The organism is Prauserella sediminis (genome assembly GCF_014195435.1).
In the GTDB taxonomy this organism is placed as follows: Bacteria; Actinomycetota; Actinomycetes; order Mycobacteriales; family Pseudonocardiaceae; genus Prauserella; species Prauserella salsuginis.
The window spans coordinates 2,572,884-2,587,968 of the sequence record NZ_JACIBS010000001.1; the positions used below are offsets into that span (position 1 = coordinate 2,572,884).

Annotated in this window: 11 protein-coding genes and 1 pseudogene; 10 read left to right on the forward strand and 2 right to left on the reverse strand. The window is 70.2% G+C overall.

Annotated elements, in window-relative coordinates:
• Positions 1-509 precede the first annotated feature (509 nt).
• The 6 genes from FB384_RS11755 to FB384_RS26850 all read left to right on the forward strand — a co-directional run bounded on the left by FB384_RS11755 (position 510) and on the right by FB384_RS26850 (position 7,348).
• A complete protein-coding gene (locus FB384_RS11755; protein ID WP_183782643.1) occupies positions 510-3,872 on the forward strand; it encodes a sensor histidine kinase in 3,363 nt (1,120 codons plus the stop codon).
• Positions 3,873-3,875: 3 nt separating this feature from the next.
• Positions 3,876-4,334, forward strand: a complete 459-nt coding sequence (locus FB384_RS11760) for a roadblock/LC7 domain-containing protein (protein ID WP_183649300.1) — start codon at positions 3,876-3,878, stop codon at positions 4,332-4,334.
• A 180-nt stretch (positions 4,335-4,514) separates the two neighbouring features.
• Positions 4,515-5,327 (forward strand): DUF742 domain-containing protein, encoded by an 813-nt coding sequence (locus FB384_RS11765; protein ID WP_372497745.1) that lies wholly within the window; start codon positions 4,515-4,517, stop codon positions 5,325-5,327.
• On the forward strand, positions 5,308-5,916 hold the full coding sequence (locus FB384_RS11770; RefSeq protein WP_183782647.1) for a GTP-binding protein: 609 nt from the start codon (positions 5,308-5,310) through the stop codon (positions 5,914-5,916). The genes FB384_RS11765 and FB384_RS11770 overlap by 20 nt, the downstream gene beginning before the upstream one ends.
• A gap of 218 nt (positions 5,917-6,134) precedes the next feature.
• A complete protein-coding gene (locus tag FB384_RS11775; RefSeq protein WP_183782649.1) occupies positions 6,135-6,569 on the forward strand; it encodes a roadblock/LC7 domain-containing protein in 435 nt (144 codons plus the stop codon).
• A complete protein-coding gene (locus FB384_RS26850) occupies positions 6,566-7,348 on the forward strand; it encodes a DUF742 domain-containing protein (RefSeq protein WP_323985203.1) in 783 nt (260 codons plus the stop codon). The genes FB384_RS11775 and FB384_RS26850 overlap by 4 nt, the downstream gene beginning before the upstream one ends.
• 77 nt (positions 7,349-7,425) lie before the next feature.
• On the opposite strand, the gene FB384_RS11785 is transcribed toward FB384_RS26850, so the two are convergent.
• Positions 7,426-9,660, reverse strand: coding sequence for a helicase-associated domain-containing protein (locus FB384_RS11785; protein WP_183782651.1), 2,235 nt, complete (start codon positions 9,658-9,660; stop codon positions 7,426-7,428).
• Positions 9,661-9,761: 101 nt separating this feature from the next.
• Here FB384_RS11785 and FB384_RS11790 point away from each other — a divergent pair, with 101 nt between their 5' ends.
• The 4 genes and pseudogenes from FB384_RS11790 (at position 9,762) to FB384_RS11805 (ending at position 13,151) form a co-directional block, all read left to right on the forward strand.
• Positions 9,762-9,962: a hypothetical protein gene (locus FB384_RS11790; protein WP_183785382.1), complete on the forward strand. Its 201-nt coding sequence runs from the start codon at positions 9,762-9,764 to the stop codon at positions 9,960-9,962.
• Positions 9,963-10,097: 135 nt separating this feature from the next.
• A complete protein-coding gene (locus tag FB384_RS11795) occupies positions 10,098-11,501 on the forward strand; it encodes an NAD-dependent malic enzyme (RefSeq protein WP_183782653.1) in 1,404 nt (467 codons plus the stop codon).
• Between the two features lie 10 nt (positions 11,502-11,511).
• Positions 11,512-11,997: pseudogene (gene moaC / locus FB384_RS11800) on the forward strand (cyclic pyranopterin monophosphate synthase MoaC); the annotation flags it as partial.
• A 152-nt stretch (positions 11,998-12,149) separates the two neighbouring features.
• Positions 12,150-13,151, forward strand: a complete 1,002-nt coding sequence (locus FB384_RS11805; RefSeq protein ID WP_183782657.1) for a molybdenum cofactor biosynthesis protein MoaE — start codon at positions 12,150-12,152, stop codon at positions 13,149-13,151.
• Positions 13,152-13,412: 261 nt separating this feature from the next.
• On the opposite strand, the gene FB384_RS11810 is transcribed toward FB384_RS11805, so the two are convergent.
• Positions 13,413-14,054 (reverse strand): transglycosylase family protein, encoded by a 642-nt coding sequence (locus FB384_RS11810; protein WP_183782659.1) that lies wholly within the window; start codon positions 14,052-14,054, stop codon positions 13,413-13,415.
• Positions 14,055-15,085 lie beyond the last annotated feature (1,031 nt).

Sequence of the window (15,085 nt, forward strand, 5' to 3'; positions counted from 1 at the left end):
AAGCGATCACAACGGGTGCTCAGTACCAAGGAGTGAGTGTTGGATGTCACCCTCCCGGCACTGAGTTGGATTATGAAACACTACTGAACGTGTTTCCGAATCCTGGGTTGTAGACCACGAAGGTGAACGCTGAGTAACGGGACGGTGGGCTTCGCCCTGTTCTAACCTAAGAGGGTTACGTGCTAACAGGTCGTTCGCTACTCTCTGCCTCTGCCTACTCGGGAATCGGGTTGCACGCTCACTGAAATGAGTGTCTGTCGACGACGAGGGATCGATGATCCCGCGACGGAGGAAGACCGTTGACGGGTGTGCGGTGCTTCGCGTCGGGATGCGGCGCTCATCCGGGAGGCGTACGTACTGAGCGGTTGCATCCGCGAGGTGCCGGGGCCGAGCGCCCCGGTGGGGCGGTCGGTCGTCACCGCCGTTGCTGGTGCACCGGGTCCCCGGGCCGGCAGGTCCCGGTCGGGACGGCAAATCGGCAGGAGCCGTAGGGCTCGAACTTTGGGAGTGTGCTCGTAGTGCTCGACGAGAAGGCGGAGGAAGGGCAGGCCGGCGGCGACGGCGGCCCTGACGGCCCGACCGCCGAGGCGACTGCCTCCCCGTCGGCCGGCGGCGCCGGCAGCGGCGGTTCCGGACGTGGTCTGCGCAACTGGCGGCTCCGGTCAAAACTCGCGCTGATTCTGATCATTCCCACGATCACCGCGCTCGTGCTCGCGGGCCTGCGCGTCTACGAATCCCTCGACCGGGCGAATCAGCTGCGGCAGACCGCCGACCAGGTCCAGCTGGCCGACCAGATCAGCGACGTCGTCCACCAGCTCCAGATCGAACGCGAACTCGCGGTGCTCAAACTGGGTGCCAACCCCGGCAACACCGAACGGGCGAACCTGTTCAACGCCCAGGTCGACCAGGTCGACACCGCGGTGGGGCGGCTGAACGACCTGGCGGGCGAACTCACCGTCGACGACCCGGCGATGCAGGCGCGTTACGACTCCGGGGTGAACCGGCTCGGCGTGCTCGAATCCATGCGGCAGGCGGTCACCGAAGGCGCGATGACCCCGCGCACCCTGCTCGACCAGTACACCCTGCTCATCACCGGCCTGGTCCAGCTGGACCGGGAGGTCACGACCGCGATCAACGACCGGGACCTGCTCCGCGACAGCAACGCGATCCACGCACTGTCGGAAGCCAAGGAGTACATCTCCCTCGAAGGTGCGATCGTCTCGCTGGCCGCGCAGCAGAACGACTTCCCGCAGTACATGGTCGACGACGCCAGGGACGCCATGGCCAGCGGTGAGTCGGCGTCCGAGGACTTCAACGCCTACGCCTCGCTGCAACAGCGGCAGTACTTCACCGACACCGTCTCCGCCCCGGAGATCGACCGCAGGCAGATGGTGCGCGACCAGGCATTCGCCCGCGTCGCGAACGACGAGCCGCCGCAGATCAACCGGCAGGAGTTCGTCAACGACCTCGCCGTCACCCGCGACAACTACCGGGAGGCCGAGTCCGGCCTGCTGAGCGACCTGGAACAGCAGTCGGCCGGTCTCGCCGAGGACACGACGTTCGCCGCCTGGCGTGACGCCGCCATCGTCGCCATCGCCCTGATCGCGGCGCTGGCTCTGATGCTCTACGTGTCGCGGTCGATGCTCGCGCCGCTGCGGACGCTGCGGGAGAACGCGCTCGAGGTCGCCTACGTCCGGCTGCCGGAGACCGTGCGCCGCATCCTGGCCGACCCGAACCCGATGGAGGCCTCCCGCAAGGGCATCAGCCCCGTGCCGGTGGAGACCAAGGAGGAGATCGGCGAAGTCGCCCGGTCGTTCGACGTGGTGCACGAACGGGCCGTGCGCATGGCCGCCGAGCAGGCGCTGCTGCGGGAGAACGTCAACGGCATCTTCGTCAACCTCTCGCGGCGCAGTCAGCGGCTCGTGGAACGTCAGCTCGGCGTGATCGACAGTCTCGAATCCGAAGAGCAGGACCCGGATCAGCTGGCGCACCTGTTCGAGCTCGACCACCTCGCGACCCGGCTCCGCCGTAACGGCGAGAGCCTGCTGGTCCTTTCCGGGGCCGGCCTGTCGAAGTCCATGGCCAAGCCGGTGCCCGCCGCCGACGTCGTCGGTGCCTCGGTGTCGGAGATCGAACAGTACGCCCGTGTCGAGGTCGGCAGCGTGCCGGACGTCGCCGTGCACGGCCGCGCCGTCAACGACCTGGTGCACCTCCTGGCGGAACTGCTCGACAACGCCACCTACTTCTCCGAGCCCGATACCAGGATCAGCGTGCGGGCCGCGGTGACCCGCAAGCGTTCGCTGGCCATCCAGATCACCGACCGCGGTGTCGGCATGAGCGAGGAGCAGTTCGCCGAGGCCAACGAGCGGCTGGCCGACCCGCCGGACCTGGACGTGTCGGTGACCCGGCGCATGGGTCTGTACGTGGTGGCACGCCTGGCGCAGCGGCACGGCATCGATGTCCGGCTCCGCGAGAACGAGGACATCGAGGGCGGCGTCGTCGCCAGGGTCGTCGTGCCGCGGGAACTGCTCACCGACGCGCCGGGCGGCCCGGCCGGCATGACCCCGGCGATGGGCGGCCAGCACAACGGGTCGTACGCCGGGGTGCCCGCCGCGGCCGAGCTGCCGATGCGGCGGCTCGCCGACGCCGAAGGTGTCGGCGGGCCCGTGCCGGACGCCACGGCCGCGCAGCCGACGAGCGCGTTCGAACCGGCGCAGGCCTTCGACGGCTCGCGGTGGCCGAGTGCAGAGGACGTCCCGGAGGACGCATCCGAGCTCGACTACCTGTCGGGCGCTCCGGGTGGCGGTGACCCGGCGACGACCGTCATGCCCGCGGCCTCCGGCCCGGCCGGCGGCGGTTCCGAGGACGGCCAGCCCGGGCTGACGCCACTCGACCAGCCGATCAGCCTCGACGATCTGGTCGGCGGTCCGAACAAGGCCGCGGGCCCGTTCGTGAGCCCGGCCGAGCAGGAACCGGACGCCCTGCCGAAGCGCACGCCGGGTGAGACGACCGGGTCGGCGCAGCCCTCGTGGCCGCCGCAGCAGCCGGCAGACATCGGTAACGGCAACGGCAACGGCAACGGCAACGGCTGGCCGGACACGACCGGCGACGGCGGGTCCGCTGCCGGTACGGTGCCCGAGGACAACCCGCTCGCGCTGCCGAAGCGTGAGCCGCGCTACGTGTCGCCGGAATCGGCGGCCGGTTCCGGAACGTCGCAGGGGATCAGCGGTAACGGGACCACGGGTGCCGCAGGTGCCGCTGCGGCGGCAGGTGCGGCACAGGCTGGAACAGAGAGTGCGGCGCTGGAGGAAGAAGCGCCGACGAAGCGGCTGCCGATATACCAGTCGGTGTTGTCGCGCTGGTTCAGCGAGGAAGAAGAAGACGTGCCGGAGGCAGGGGCCGGCGATCAGACCAGCGACGTCGCGGACGCAGGCACCGCGCTCGCCGGCGCTTCTTCCGGTGGCGCCTCCGCCGGAGGAGTACAGGAGGACTGGCGGAGCGTGTCGGACACCGGTTGGGAAGCGGCGCAGTCGCTGCTCGAGCCGAAGGGTGAGGAGATCACGACGGCGGGCCTGCCGAAGCGGGTGCCGAACGCGTATCTGGTGCCGGGCTCGGTCACCGAGGCGAGCGACACCACCCCTGCCAGCAGCGCGGGCGCGGAAGCCGACCCCGCTGCGGCCGCCCCCACGGCGACGGCGAAGCCCGCCGTGTCGCGTTCGGCCGAGGCAGCCCGTAATCGCATGGCCTCGTTCCAGCGCGGGTTCACCAGCGGCAGGCACGCACTGAAAGAACAACCGGATCAAACAGGCACACAGTCCGAGGCCGAGTCGAACGGTTCGACCGACAACGGCGTTCACGGGGCGAAGGAGTAAGAGTTGACACGCGCTGGTTCGATGCAGCCGGGTACGCCCCGGCAGGGCAACTCCGGCCAGGCCGGGAGCTTCGCCTGGCTCATCACCGACTTCGTGCACCGGGTTCCCGGGGTCGCACATTCCGTGGTCGTGTCCGCGGACGGGCTGCTGCTGGCGTCCTCGAAGGGCCTGCCGAAGGACCGTGCCGACCAGCTGGCCGCGGTGGCGTCGGGGTTGACGTCGCTGGCTCGGGGCGCCGCGCAGGTCTTCGAGGGCGGGCCGGTGGCCCAGACCGTCGTCGAGATGGCCAACGGCTTCCTGTTCCTGATGTCGGTCTCCGACGGCTCCTGTCTCGCCGTGCTCGGCGCACCGGACAGCGACATCGGTCTGGTCGTGTACGAGATGACCCTGCTGGTCGACCGCGTCGGCCAGCAGATGACCCCGGAACTGCGTGCCCAGCTGCAGGGCAGCACCCGCCGGTGAGCTCACCGTCACGAGGACTTGGCGCAAGGTTGCCGATGATGTATCCACCGACAGTGAGCACACACTGAGGAGACCGCCGTGGATTCCGGGCACTCACGAGGTGATCGACGGTGGGACCGGGGGCAACAGCCCGGTCCGCCGGACGAGCAGGACGGTCGCGCCGACGAGGCGTGGCGGCCGATCAGACCCAGCAAACGGGTGGACCGCGGCAGCGACTGGCTGTACCAGTCGGACGAGGACTCGGGCGGCGATCCCGCCGACTTCAGCGTCTCCGAATACCGGGAACGGCTGCTCGGCGGGCCGGGCTCGGAGCTGTACGGCTCACACGACGTGCCGCACCGCAGCGGCTCACCCGAACGTGAGCACCCGGATTTCAGCAGCGGCTATCACGTGCCGTACGCGGAGAACTCGCTCAGCGGGCGCAATGAGTTCGCCCGTGATTTCGACCGCTACGATGACGAGCTCCGCCGCGACGGCTACGACACGGGCGAGTGGCGCACCGGTGACTTCGGCACCGGCCGGTTCCCGCCGGTGGACGACGGGTTCCGCCCCTCACCCGTACCCCGTCAGCCGTCGGGCGACACGTTCGGACCGCAGCGGATCGACCTGGGAGGTTCCGGACCGGTGCCAGAGGAAACACCGTCCGAGAGTTCCGGGCTGGTCCGACCGTACTTTCGTACGAAAGGCCGCACCCGGCCGAGCCAGGACCTCGCGATCGAGACCCTGATCTCGACGTCGGAACAGGGCAGGCGGCTCGACGGGGTGCGGGTACCGGAGCACAAGCACATCTGCGGGCTCTGCCTCGACACCAGGTCGGTCGCCGAGGTGGCCGCCCTGCTGAAGATGCCGCTCGGTGTGGTGCGGGTTCTGGTTGGTGACGTTGCCGGTCTGGGGCTGGTGCTGGTGCACTCCCCGAACACGAACACCATGGTGGGCGACCGGCCCAGTATCGAATTCATGGAAAGGGTTCTCAGTGGCCTTCGGCGAATTTGATTCCGACACACCTGCGCCTGCCGCTGGAGGACCCACGTCCTCGACGAAGATCGTGGTCGCGGGTGGTTTCGGCGTCGGGAAGACGACTCTGGTCGGTGCGGTGTCGGAGATCGACCCGCTGACGACCGAGGCGTCGATGACCGAGGCGAGTGTGTCCGTGGACGACCTGTCCGCGACGCCGCAGAAGGCGACCACGACGGTCGCCATGGACTTCGGCCGGATCTCGCTCGACTCCGACCTGGTGCTCTACGTCTTCGGCACGCCGGGCCAGCACCGGTTCTGGTTCATGTGGGACGACCTGGCGAAGGGCGCCATCGGCGCGGTCGTGCTGGTCGACACGCGGCGGCTGGCCGACGCGTTCCCGTCGATCGACTTCTTCGAGAACCGCAAGCTGCCGTACATCGTGGCCATCAACTGCTTCGACCGGCTGCTGCACCACTCGATCGAGGACGTCCGGCACGCACTGACGATCTCCCCTTCGGTTCCGATCATGGCCTGCGACGCACGCCAGCGGGACTCGGCCAAACAGGTGCTGATCTCGGTCGTGCAGCACGCGATCGCCCACGACTCCGCCCTTCAGGCAGGCTGAGCTACGCCGAACGTGTAGCCGGCCTGCTCAGCGGTTCCGGCCGCGGTGCTTGCCGACGGCCGATTCGAGCGATGTCGTCACTTCTCGGGTACGGGGTGACGTGCGCGGGGCAGGACTCCGCGTATCGCCGGATGCCGCCGCTCAGGTGAAACCGCGCGTGACCGGGGACCTCGAGGTCGAACCCGCTTCGGGCGCCTAATACTCTGACGCCCGAGCCGATGTGCGCGTGCGAAGGAGGGACAGTGACCGATCCCGGGCCCCGCGGCGACGTCGGCGGTCTCCTCACCGACTTCGTGCGCCGGGTCTCCGGCGCGGCCCACGCGATCGTCGTGTCCGCCGACGGGATGTTGCTGTCGGCCTCCGACGGGCTACCGCGTGACAGGGCCGACCAGCTGTCGGCCGTCGCCTCGGGGCTGGTGTCGCTCACACGCGGCGCGGCGGAGTCGTTCAACGGTGGCCGCGTCAATCAGACTGTGGTCGAAATGGATCGCGGTTATCTGTTCCTCATGTCGGTCGGCGAAGGGTCCTGCCTGGCGGCGCTGGCGGCCCCGGCGACCGATATCGGCGTGCTCGCCTACGAGATGGCGGTCCTGGCCGACCGGCTCGGCCAGGACGGTGGCCGACTGCTGCACAGCGGTGGTGGGGCCCGGTGACGCCGACGCACGAATGGGACCCGTCCGACTGGGACGCGCTGCACCAGGGCGGCCAGCGGGAGCACGACTCGCCGGATCGGTTCGACCTCGGCAGCCTGCCGCGGCAGCTCCCGCCGGGACGATCTCCCTCGGGCCGCCACTCCGCGGAGCGGTTTCCGCCCCCGCAGCAGCCGCCCGGTTCCTTTCCGGCCGAGCGGTTTCCCTCGGAGCAGTTCCCTCCGGAGCAGTTCCCTCCGGAGGATCCGTCCGCATCGTTCCCGCCGGAGCAGTTCCCACCCGAGCAGTTCCCACCCGAGCAGTTCCCGCCCGAGTCGCGGCCGCCGGCACCGCGGCGGAGCTCGTCGTCGCCGTCCTTCCCGCCCGCCTCACGGGCGGACATGCCGGAGGGACGCGGCCGCGGCGCCTCGCGGCCCGCGGGGCCACGGCGGATGCACCGGTCGCTGGTCCGCCCGTACGCACGTACCGGCGGACGGGTCGCTCCGGCCACCGACCTTCAGCTCGAGTCGCTGGTGTCGGCCGGCGACGTCGCCGGTGCGATCGCGTCCGGTGCGGTCGCCTCGACGGTGCAGCGGTTCATCTGCGACCTGTGCGCCGAGGAGGTCAAGTCGATCGCCGAGATCGCCGCGTACGCGCGCCTGCCGCTGGGCGTGGTGAAGGTGATCGTCTCCGACCTGGCCGACGCCGGCGCGGTGTCGATCCAGCGGCCGGGCATGGTGACGGGCGACCGCTCCTCGCAGGCCTTCATGGAGCGCATCCTGGAGGGCCTCAAGGCCCTCTGACCCGCGACTGTCACTCCCGTCGCTCTGCCCCTCCCCAACGCGGCCCTGCTCTCCCTGACGCGCCGACGCGCCTGCGCTCAGGCTTCGACGAGGGCGGCCGAGGTGATCCGGTGCAGCGGATAGCGCTCGTTGTCCGAGCCTTCGAGGATGCCGCCGCCGACCCGCACCGGGGTGACGATGCGCTGGGTAGCCGTGCCGTGGGAGTCGACGAACCCGATCCACACCTCGCGCTGCTCGCGCGTGGCCTGCGCCAGCAGCGCCATCGTGGCCGACGTGTCCGCCCCGCCGCCCGCAGGAAGGCGAACGGTCGTGCCGCGCCGCGTCGTCGCCGCACGATCGCCCGCGCGGATGTGCGCCAGCACGGCCGAGACCTGGTCCTCGCTGATCGGCGCCGGTGCGTGTGCGGTGCGCTGGGTGGGCCGGTTCCTGGCCGGTATCCGCCGTCCGCTGGGACGCAGGTCGAGGATGCGCCCGTCGGGGCCCTCGGCAGCCGGGGTGAAACCGGCGCCGCGCAGTGCATCGAGCAGTTCGGCCAGCGGATACGGACTAACGAGCACGGTCGGGGCGATCTTGCGCAGGTCGTGGTCGGCGGCCACGGAATGCGCCATCACCTCGGCGATGAGCACTTCGTCGTCGCAGCGCAGGAACGATGCCGCCGCACCGCCGCGGAGTCGGCCGTGGCGGCGGGCGACGTCGTCGATCAGATACGTCAGCCCCTGCGGCACGGGCGTCGCGGAGCGGGTACGGAACAGTTCGTGCAGGTCGTCGGCCGTGCGGCCGGTGTCGAGGGCCCGCCGGACGGATGCCTCGGTGACGCGGTAGACGGTCGCGTGACCCGCCGATTCGACGTCGGCGACCGCGGTGATCTCGGCGGCCAGGTCCGCCTCGAGCGGACCGGGGGCCACGACGGTCAGATCGGCCTGGACGAGGACCTCCTCGACCGGCGTGGGCATCGCGTCGGCCATGGCGCTCGCCGCGGTGTGCGCGTCGTCGTCGAGCAGGGCCGCCGCGGCCGAGGTGATCGCGCCGAGCGCCACCATGCCGAGCGCGGCGCCCTCGGACATCGTGGCGCGGGTGATGTCGTCGCGGAGCCGTCCGCCCTTGCGCGGCGCGTGCCAGGCGAGGTAATTGACGAGCTCGTCGACGCTCTTCACGCCCGCGCCGCCCGACAACTCCGACAGCGTGGTCAGGGCCCGCCTGCGCAGCATCGGCGCGTTCGGCCTGCGCAGTTCCTCCGACAGCGCCGCCAACGCCTTGTCCTTCTCGTCCCGCTGTCCGGCCAGCCCCGGTAGTCGGGGCAGGTCCAACCACGCCTGCGCGAGCGTCATCCACCTGATCGCCGGCGGCGACGACAACCACGAATCCGTCAGCGTGGTCGGTACCCATTCCGGCGTGGCGTCGTCGCTCGCCGCGACGAGGCCCGCACCGGCCACGAGCTCGGCGAGCAGCGCCAGCCGGGTCTCGTCGACGTCCACGTCGCGTGCGAGCCGCTTGATCTCGCGCACGCCGAGCCCACCGGACTTCAGCACCGGGGACGGCGTGTCAGACCACGTGCGCAACAGCGTCTCCGCATGCCGCAGCAGCTCCATCGCCTCGCCGGCACCTGCCTCGTCCACAGTGGACTGGCCGTGCGGGTGGACGGGCAGGTCCGGTTCGGCGAGCTCGCCCTCCCGGTGGATCGACCCGCCGCGCAGGGCCAGCCCGAGTTCCCGGGGCAGCTCGACGGTCGATTCGTCGCGGCGGATCAGCAGCCCACGCGCGAGCAGTTTCTGCACCGGCGTCTCGGCGAGCTCCAACGGCACGTCGGCGGCGGCGTCGCGCGTGCGGCCGATCGGCGGGCCCGCGGACAGCTTCCGCAGCAATGCGCGCTCGTCATCGCCGAGGTTCAGCGCGTCGAGGTCGGTACCGGCCAGCGAGGGCACCGAATCGCCGAGACCCGCGGGGAACGGGCCGAACGTCTCCCGCGCGCCCGGTGGGATCTGGATCTCGCCGGTGTCGGGGTCGTCCCACGCCAGCGCCAGCTCGAACAGTCCGGCGGGTACGGGCTCGTCGCCCAGCAACTCGGCCAGCCGCTCCGGCGTGACCGGTTCGGTGTCGGCACCCGCCACGACGAGGCCCTCGTAGGTGGCCAGTGTCGCCGAGTCGAGCTGTTCACAGGCCCTGGCGATCGAGCCCGGCGTGCCCGCTCGGGTCGCGAGGACGGTCGAGTCGGACGGCGGGGGCGTCGCCAGGTCCCGGCGAGCGCGCAGCAACGAGGCCATTCGGTCGTCCGGCAGCGAGCGCAACCAGTCCGCGAGAGCGAGGGCGGGCATCGTGACCAGGATATCTCCCGGGTTCCGGCATCGGGCACACTGTGCTGGAGTCGAAAGGCCTGCGCTGTGCCCACGCGCGGGCACATCCGCGGACCGAGGCGATGGAGGACGACGTGGCGAAGGCCAACGAGCGGAAGAACGACCGGATCGACCCGGAATGGCCGGAGGTCGACGACGGCCACCCCGTGTCGGAACTCGCCGCCGACCGGCAGGGCGCGCTCTCTCCGTTCGGGGACGTGTCGTTCCCGCTCGACTCGGTGCCGTACGAGCACCCGCAGACCGAGATCAACAAGCGCTCCTGAAGCCGGCCTCGCGCCGCACGCTGAGCAGCGCGAAGTTACCGGTCAGTCACCCGGTCGGGAGCCGGTGACGCCCGCCACGCGGCTAGTGTTGTCAGGTGAATCCTGCAGTTCCCTGACGACACGGGGGTAGTGACAATGCCGGTTCCCGGCCCGGGTTATTCGATCACCGTTCGAGTCGACGCACCGCCGTCGGCCAGCGCGGCCGGGGATCTGACGACCGCGGTGGGAAAGGTCGGCGGGGTGCTGACGGCGTTCGACGTCGTCGGTTCGGATGCCGAGGCCATCGTCGTCGACATCACGGCCAACGTCGCTTCGGCCGACCACGCCGAGGACATCACGAGTGCCCTGAACGCACTGCCCGGCGTCAAGGTGCGCAAGATCTCCGACCGCACGTTCCTCATGCACCTCGGCGGCAAACTCGAGGTCAGCCCCAAGGTCGCGTTGAAGAATCGTGACGATCTCTCGCGTGCCTACACCCCGGGCGTCGCGCGCGTCTGCCAGGCGATCGCGGCCAACCCCGAGGACGCGCGCAGGCTGACGATCAAGCGCAACACCGTCGCCGTCGTCACCGACGGTTCGGCGGTCCTCGGGCTGGGCAACATCGGCCCCGGCGCCGCACTTCCCGTCATGGAAGGAAAGGCGGCGCTGTTCAAGAAGTTCGCCGACGTCGACGCCTGGCCCGTGTGCCTGGACACGCAGGACACCGAGGAGATCATCCGCACCGTGCGCGCCCTCGCGCCGGTCTACGCGGGCATCAATCTCGAGGACATCGCCGCGCCGCGCTGCTTCGAGATCGAGGCTCGCCTGCGCGAACAGCTCGACATCCCCGTGTTCCACGACGACCAGCACGGCACCGCCATCGTCGTGATGGCCGCGCTGCGCAACGCCCTCCGGGTGGTCGAGAAGAACATCGAGAACTGCCGGGTCGTGGTGAGCGGCGTCGGGGCGGCCGGGTCGGCGATCATCCGGCTGCTGCTGCGCCGTGATCCGGCCGACGTGATCGCGGTCGACATCGACGGCATCGTCCACACCGGACGCGAGAACATGGACCCCAACCTGCAGTGGGTCGCCGAGCACACCAACGCCGACGGTATGACGGGCACGCTGCACGACGCACTGGCCGGCGCCGACGTGTTCATCGGGGTGTCCGCCCCGAACCTGTTCGGTGCGGAGCAGGTCGCGACGATGAACGACGACCCCGTGGTGTTCGCGCTCGCCAACCCGGATCCGGAGATCGACCCGCTCGAGGCGCAGCAGCACGCCGCCGTCGTCGCCACCGGCCGCAGCGACTACCCGAACCAGATCAACAACGTGCTGGCGTTCCCCGGCGTGTTCCGCGGTCTGCTCGACGCCCACGCACGCGACATCGACGACGAGATGCTCCTCGCAGCGGCCAACGCCGTCGCCGACGTCGTCGACGACCGGCTCAACGCGTCGTTCATCGTGCCGAGCGTGTTCGACAACGCCGTCGCCCCCGCGGTGGCGGAAGCCGTCAAGTCCACGGCGGTGCAGGCGACGGGGGAGAAGCAGGCGAAGTAGCCTCGACGGTGTGAGCCAGCCAGCGAGGGAACTCAGCCACGTCGACGAGTCGGGCAACGCCCGGATGGTCGACGTGTCCGCCAAGGACGTCACCGCGCGAACGGCCGTCGCCAGCGGCCGGGTGCGCACGACCGCGGAGGTCGTCGGCCTGATCTCGGGAGGTGGCTTGCCGAAGGGCGACGCACTGGCCACCGCCCGGATCGCGGGTGTGATGGGGGCGAAGAAGACGCCCGAACTCATCCCGCTGTGCCACCAGATCGCGTTGACGAAGGTCGACGTGAGTTTCGAGCTCGAGGACGCGGCGGTGCGCATCGAAGGGATGGCCCGCACCAGCGACCGGACGGGCGTCGAGATGGAGGCGCTCACGGCGGTGACCGTCGCCGGCCTCGCGCTGCACGACATGATCAAGGCCGTCGATCCGGAGGCGACGCTCGACGACGTCCGCCTCGAGGCGAAGGACGGTGGCAAGAGCGGCAGCTGGCGGCGTGGCGAGGCCCGTGGCGATCAGCGCACCCGGGCCACCGACGAGAAGGCCGCCGGGGAACAGGGCGTTGACCAACACGGCGTTGACCAACACGGCGTCGACCAATACGGCGTCGACCGACAGGACGCCGACCGCGGCGTCGACGTGCAGGCCGGTGGTGAGTGATGAGCGGAGAGGCCAGGATCGTCGTCGCGTCGAACCGTGCGGCGGCCGGGGTGTACGAGGACAGAACCGGTCCGTTGATCGCGGAGTGGCTGACCTCGCGCGGCTACGCAACGCCCGATCCGATCGTGGTCGGCGACGGCGAGCCGGTCGAACGTGCGCTGCGCGACTGTGTCGCCGACGGGGTCGACGTCGTCCTCACCACCGGTGGTACCGGTATCTCGCCGACCGACCGCACGCCCGAGGCGACGGCCGTGGTGCTGGACCGCGAGGTGCCGGGGCTGGCGGATGCGGTGCGGGCCGCGGGCGGCGACGCCGTGCCCACGGCGATGCTGTCGCGTGGGCTGGCCGGGGTGGCCGGCCGGACGCTGATCGTGAACCTGCCCGGATCGACCGGCGGGGTGAAGGACGGGCTCGGCGTGCTCGAGCCGGTGCTGGATCATGCGGTCGACCAGCTCCGGGGCGGCGACCATGTGCGGGACGGTGACCATGTGCGGGACGGTGCCGAAGCCCGCGGTGACGCGCGGAGCGGTCATCACGCGCGGAGTGGTGACGAGGGCGGCGAGCAGGCCGGTTCCGGGGTGCGGATCCTCCGGGCCGACGTCACCGAGGAGCCGCTGTCGGTCGACGAACACGCCGAGCTCGTGGGCGATGACGCGGCCGGGGCGGTCGTGACCTTCAGTGGCGTGGTGCGCGACCACGACGGAGGACGCACCGTGTCGTCGCTGTACTACGAGGGCCACCCGTCGGCGCCGTCGGTCGTCGCGGAGGTCGTCGCCGACGTGGCGAACCGCCGTGGCGGGGTTCGGGCCGTCGCCGTCAGCCATCGCATCGGTTCGCTGGAGATCGGCGACGTGGCGCTGGCGTGTGCCGTCGCGGCCGAACACCGCGGTGAGGCCTTCGCAACCTGCTCGGATCTGGTCGACGAGGTCAAGGCGCGACTGCCGGTGTGGAAGCACCAGTGGTTCACCGACGGCACCGACGAGTGGGTCAACAGCCCCTGACCCGTCTGGCCCGTCTGAATCGCCCGGCGCCCGGCGCGGTGCGGCTGCGATCGCCGCACGCGCATGCCGCACGCGGTTGCTCCGTCCGTGGGAGTGCGCCCGCTGACATTCGCATCACGCGAATTGCTCGATAAGGTCTCCGACATGCGTAGGGCCCCACCGTCCGGGGGACACGGTGGGGCCCTACGTTGCTGAGCGGTGCCGGTAGCCGACTCCGCTCAGCAACCCGCGCCTTGCGGAAACGCGGCCGGAGTCAGTCGATCACTTGGTGGCGATCTTCTGGTCGACCACGATGAAGTCCGGGTTGTCGATGAAGCCCTCGTTGAGCTCGAGGAGCTTCTGGTAACCGCCCTTGACGTCCTGCTTCTTGGCGATCTTGCTGAGCGTGTCGCCCTTCTTGACCTTGTAGTCGCCGTCCGGGTTGGACTTGGCGACCGGGGCCGGGGCGGGCTCCGGAGCCGGCTCCGGAGCCGGGGCCTCGGCCGTCTCCTCGGCCGGGGCCGGGGCCGGGGCGGAGCCCTCGGTGTTGGAGCTCTCGTAGCTGCCGGTGGAGCCGGCCTGAGCGCCGCACACCGGCCACGCGCCGATGCCCTGGCCGTCGAGCACGCGCTCGGCGACGGAGATCTGCTCGGAACGCGAGGCGTTCGCCGGGTTGCCGCTGCCGCCGTAGGCCTCCCAGGTGCTCTGGGAGAACTGCAGGCCGCCGTAGTAGCCGTTGCCGGTGTTGATGCTCCAGTCGCCGCCACTCTCGCACTCGGCGATGGCGTCCCAGTTCACGCTCTGGGCCTGCGCGGGGGTCGCAGCCAGTGCCAGGGGGGCGCCCACGGCCAGGCCCGCGACAGCGACCCGGGCCATGGTGCGCGAAGCGGTGGAGGACTTACGGTGCTTGCCTCGATAAGCCATTTTCGACTCGGTCTCGCCTTCCGCGCCGTACGTGGAGCAGGGCAGGCCGTAACAGCCTGGCCGGCTTTCGGGATGCCGGCACGTGCCGCGGGTTCGGCTCCGTTCCCTCTCGTCCCAGTCCAGAAGTTCTTTCGCTCGGGGTCGGGTCCGGGACTCCGCGGACTGGGCTCGGCGCGTCGGAATCCCGGTCTTGCTCGTGGTCGGTCGGGGCCAACCGAGATGCGACGGTACGTAACGAGAACGCCGATCGGAAATTTTCGAGTATGTGTCCTAGGTCACAGTAACGGCGTGCAACCTTTTGCGATGACACCGTCATTGCAGGTCAGTGGGCCGTTATGGCGCCGTTTCCGTTCCGAGATCTTTCACTCTTCGTGAGGCTTGTGTCACGTCATTTCGGCGTGAATGGACCGTTCGTGCAGGCCACTTCGCAGTGGTTCAAACCGACGAATCGGACGCCTGGTGCGGCTGTGAACTAGCGCTGACAGGTCCGTGTTGCCGTAGTCGATCCGCCGTGTGGCCGCCGGGCGAACTCGCGGGTAACACCGATGCGGCGATGGTCCGGACATGCCGGCCCCTGCCACCTGCAGACCGGTCCTCCGGGCTGCGAGTGTCGTCCGGACCGGCTGTACGTGGGTCCGACGCCACGGCTCCCGGTCCGGACGAATCACCCGAACGGTGCGGGGTGTTCGACACCGCAGAAAGGTCCGGACGACCTGCCGTCACGCACACTGGTTCGACCACGGGGGAAGCAACGGGACGGCATCCGGTCGCCGCGAGACGCCCCGGTGGCAGCGACCGGGACACGACCACCTGCGACGAACGGGCCGGTGCCGGGACGCCGGTTCGGCCGATGTGAACGGTGGCTGTGCCGATTGGGTGGCGGTGTGAGCGGAACTCGCTCCGCCCTGGAGGGCTGGGCGCCGGGTGTCATCTCGGTCGGTCTCAGCGCCACTCAGCGGTTCTGCCGTTCAGCTGTTGGAGTTGTTCAGTCGCTCAACGGCTCGCTTGCATGCTCGGTCGATGTCGCTCGG

What these genes read in the sequence shown, in the direction of transcription:
- FB384_RS11790 (WP_183785382.1), top strand. Translation starts at nt 9,762, where the DNA reads ATGGAGGACGACGTGGCGAAGGCCAACGAGCGGAAGAACGACCGGATC.
- FB384_RS11785 (WP_183782651.1), bottom strand. Translation starts at nt 9,660, where the DNA reads ATGCCCGCCCTCGCTCTCGCGGACTGGTTGCGCTCGCTGCCGGACGAC.
- FB384_RS11795 (WP_183782653.1), top strand. Translation starts at nt 10,098, where the DNA reads ATGCCGGTTCCCGGCCCGGGTTATTCGATCACCGTTCGAGTCGACGCA.
- FB384_RS11775 (WP_183782649.1), top strand. Translation starts at nt 6,135, where the DNA reads ATGTGCGCGTGCGAAGGAGGGACAGTGACCGATCCCGGGCCCCGCGGC.
- FB384_RS11805 (WP_183782657.1), top strand. Translation starts at nt 12,150, where the DNA reads ATGAGCGGAGAGGCCAGGATCGTCGTCGCGTCGAACCGTGCGGCGGCC.
- FB384_RS11810 (WP_183782659.1), bottom strand. Translation starts at nt 14,054, where the DNA reads ATGGCTTATCGAGGCAAGCACCGTAAGTCCTCCACCGCTTCGCGCACC.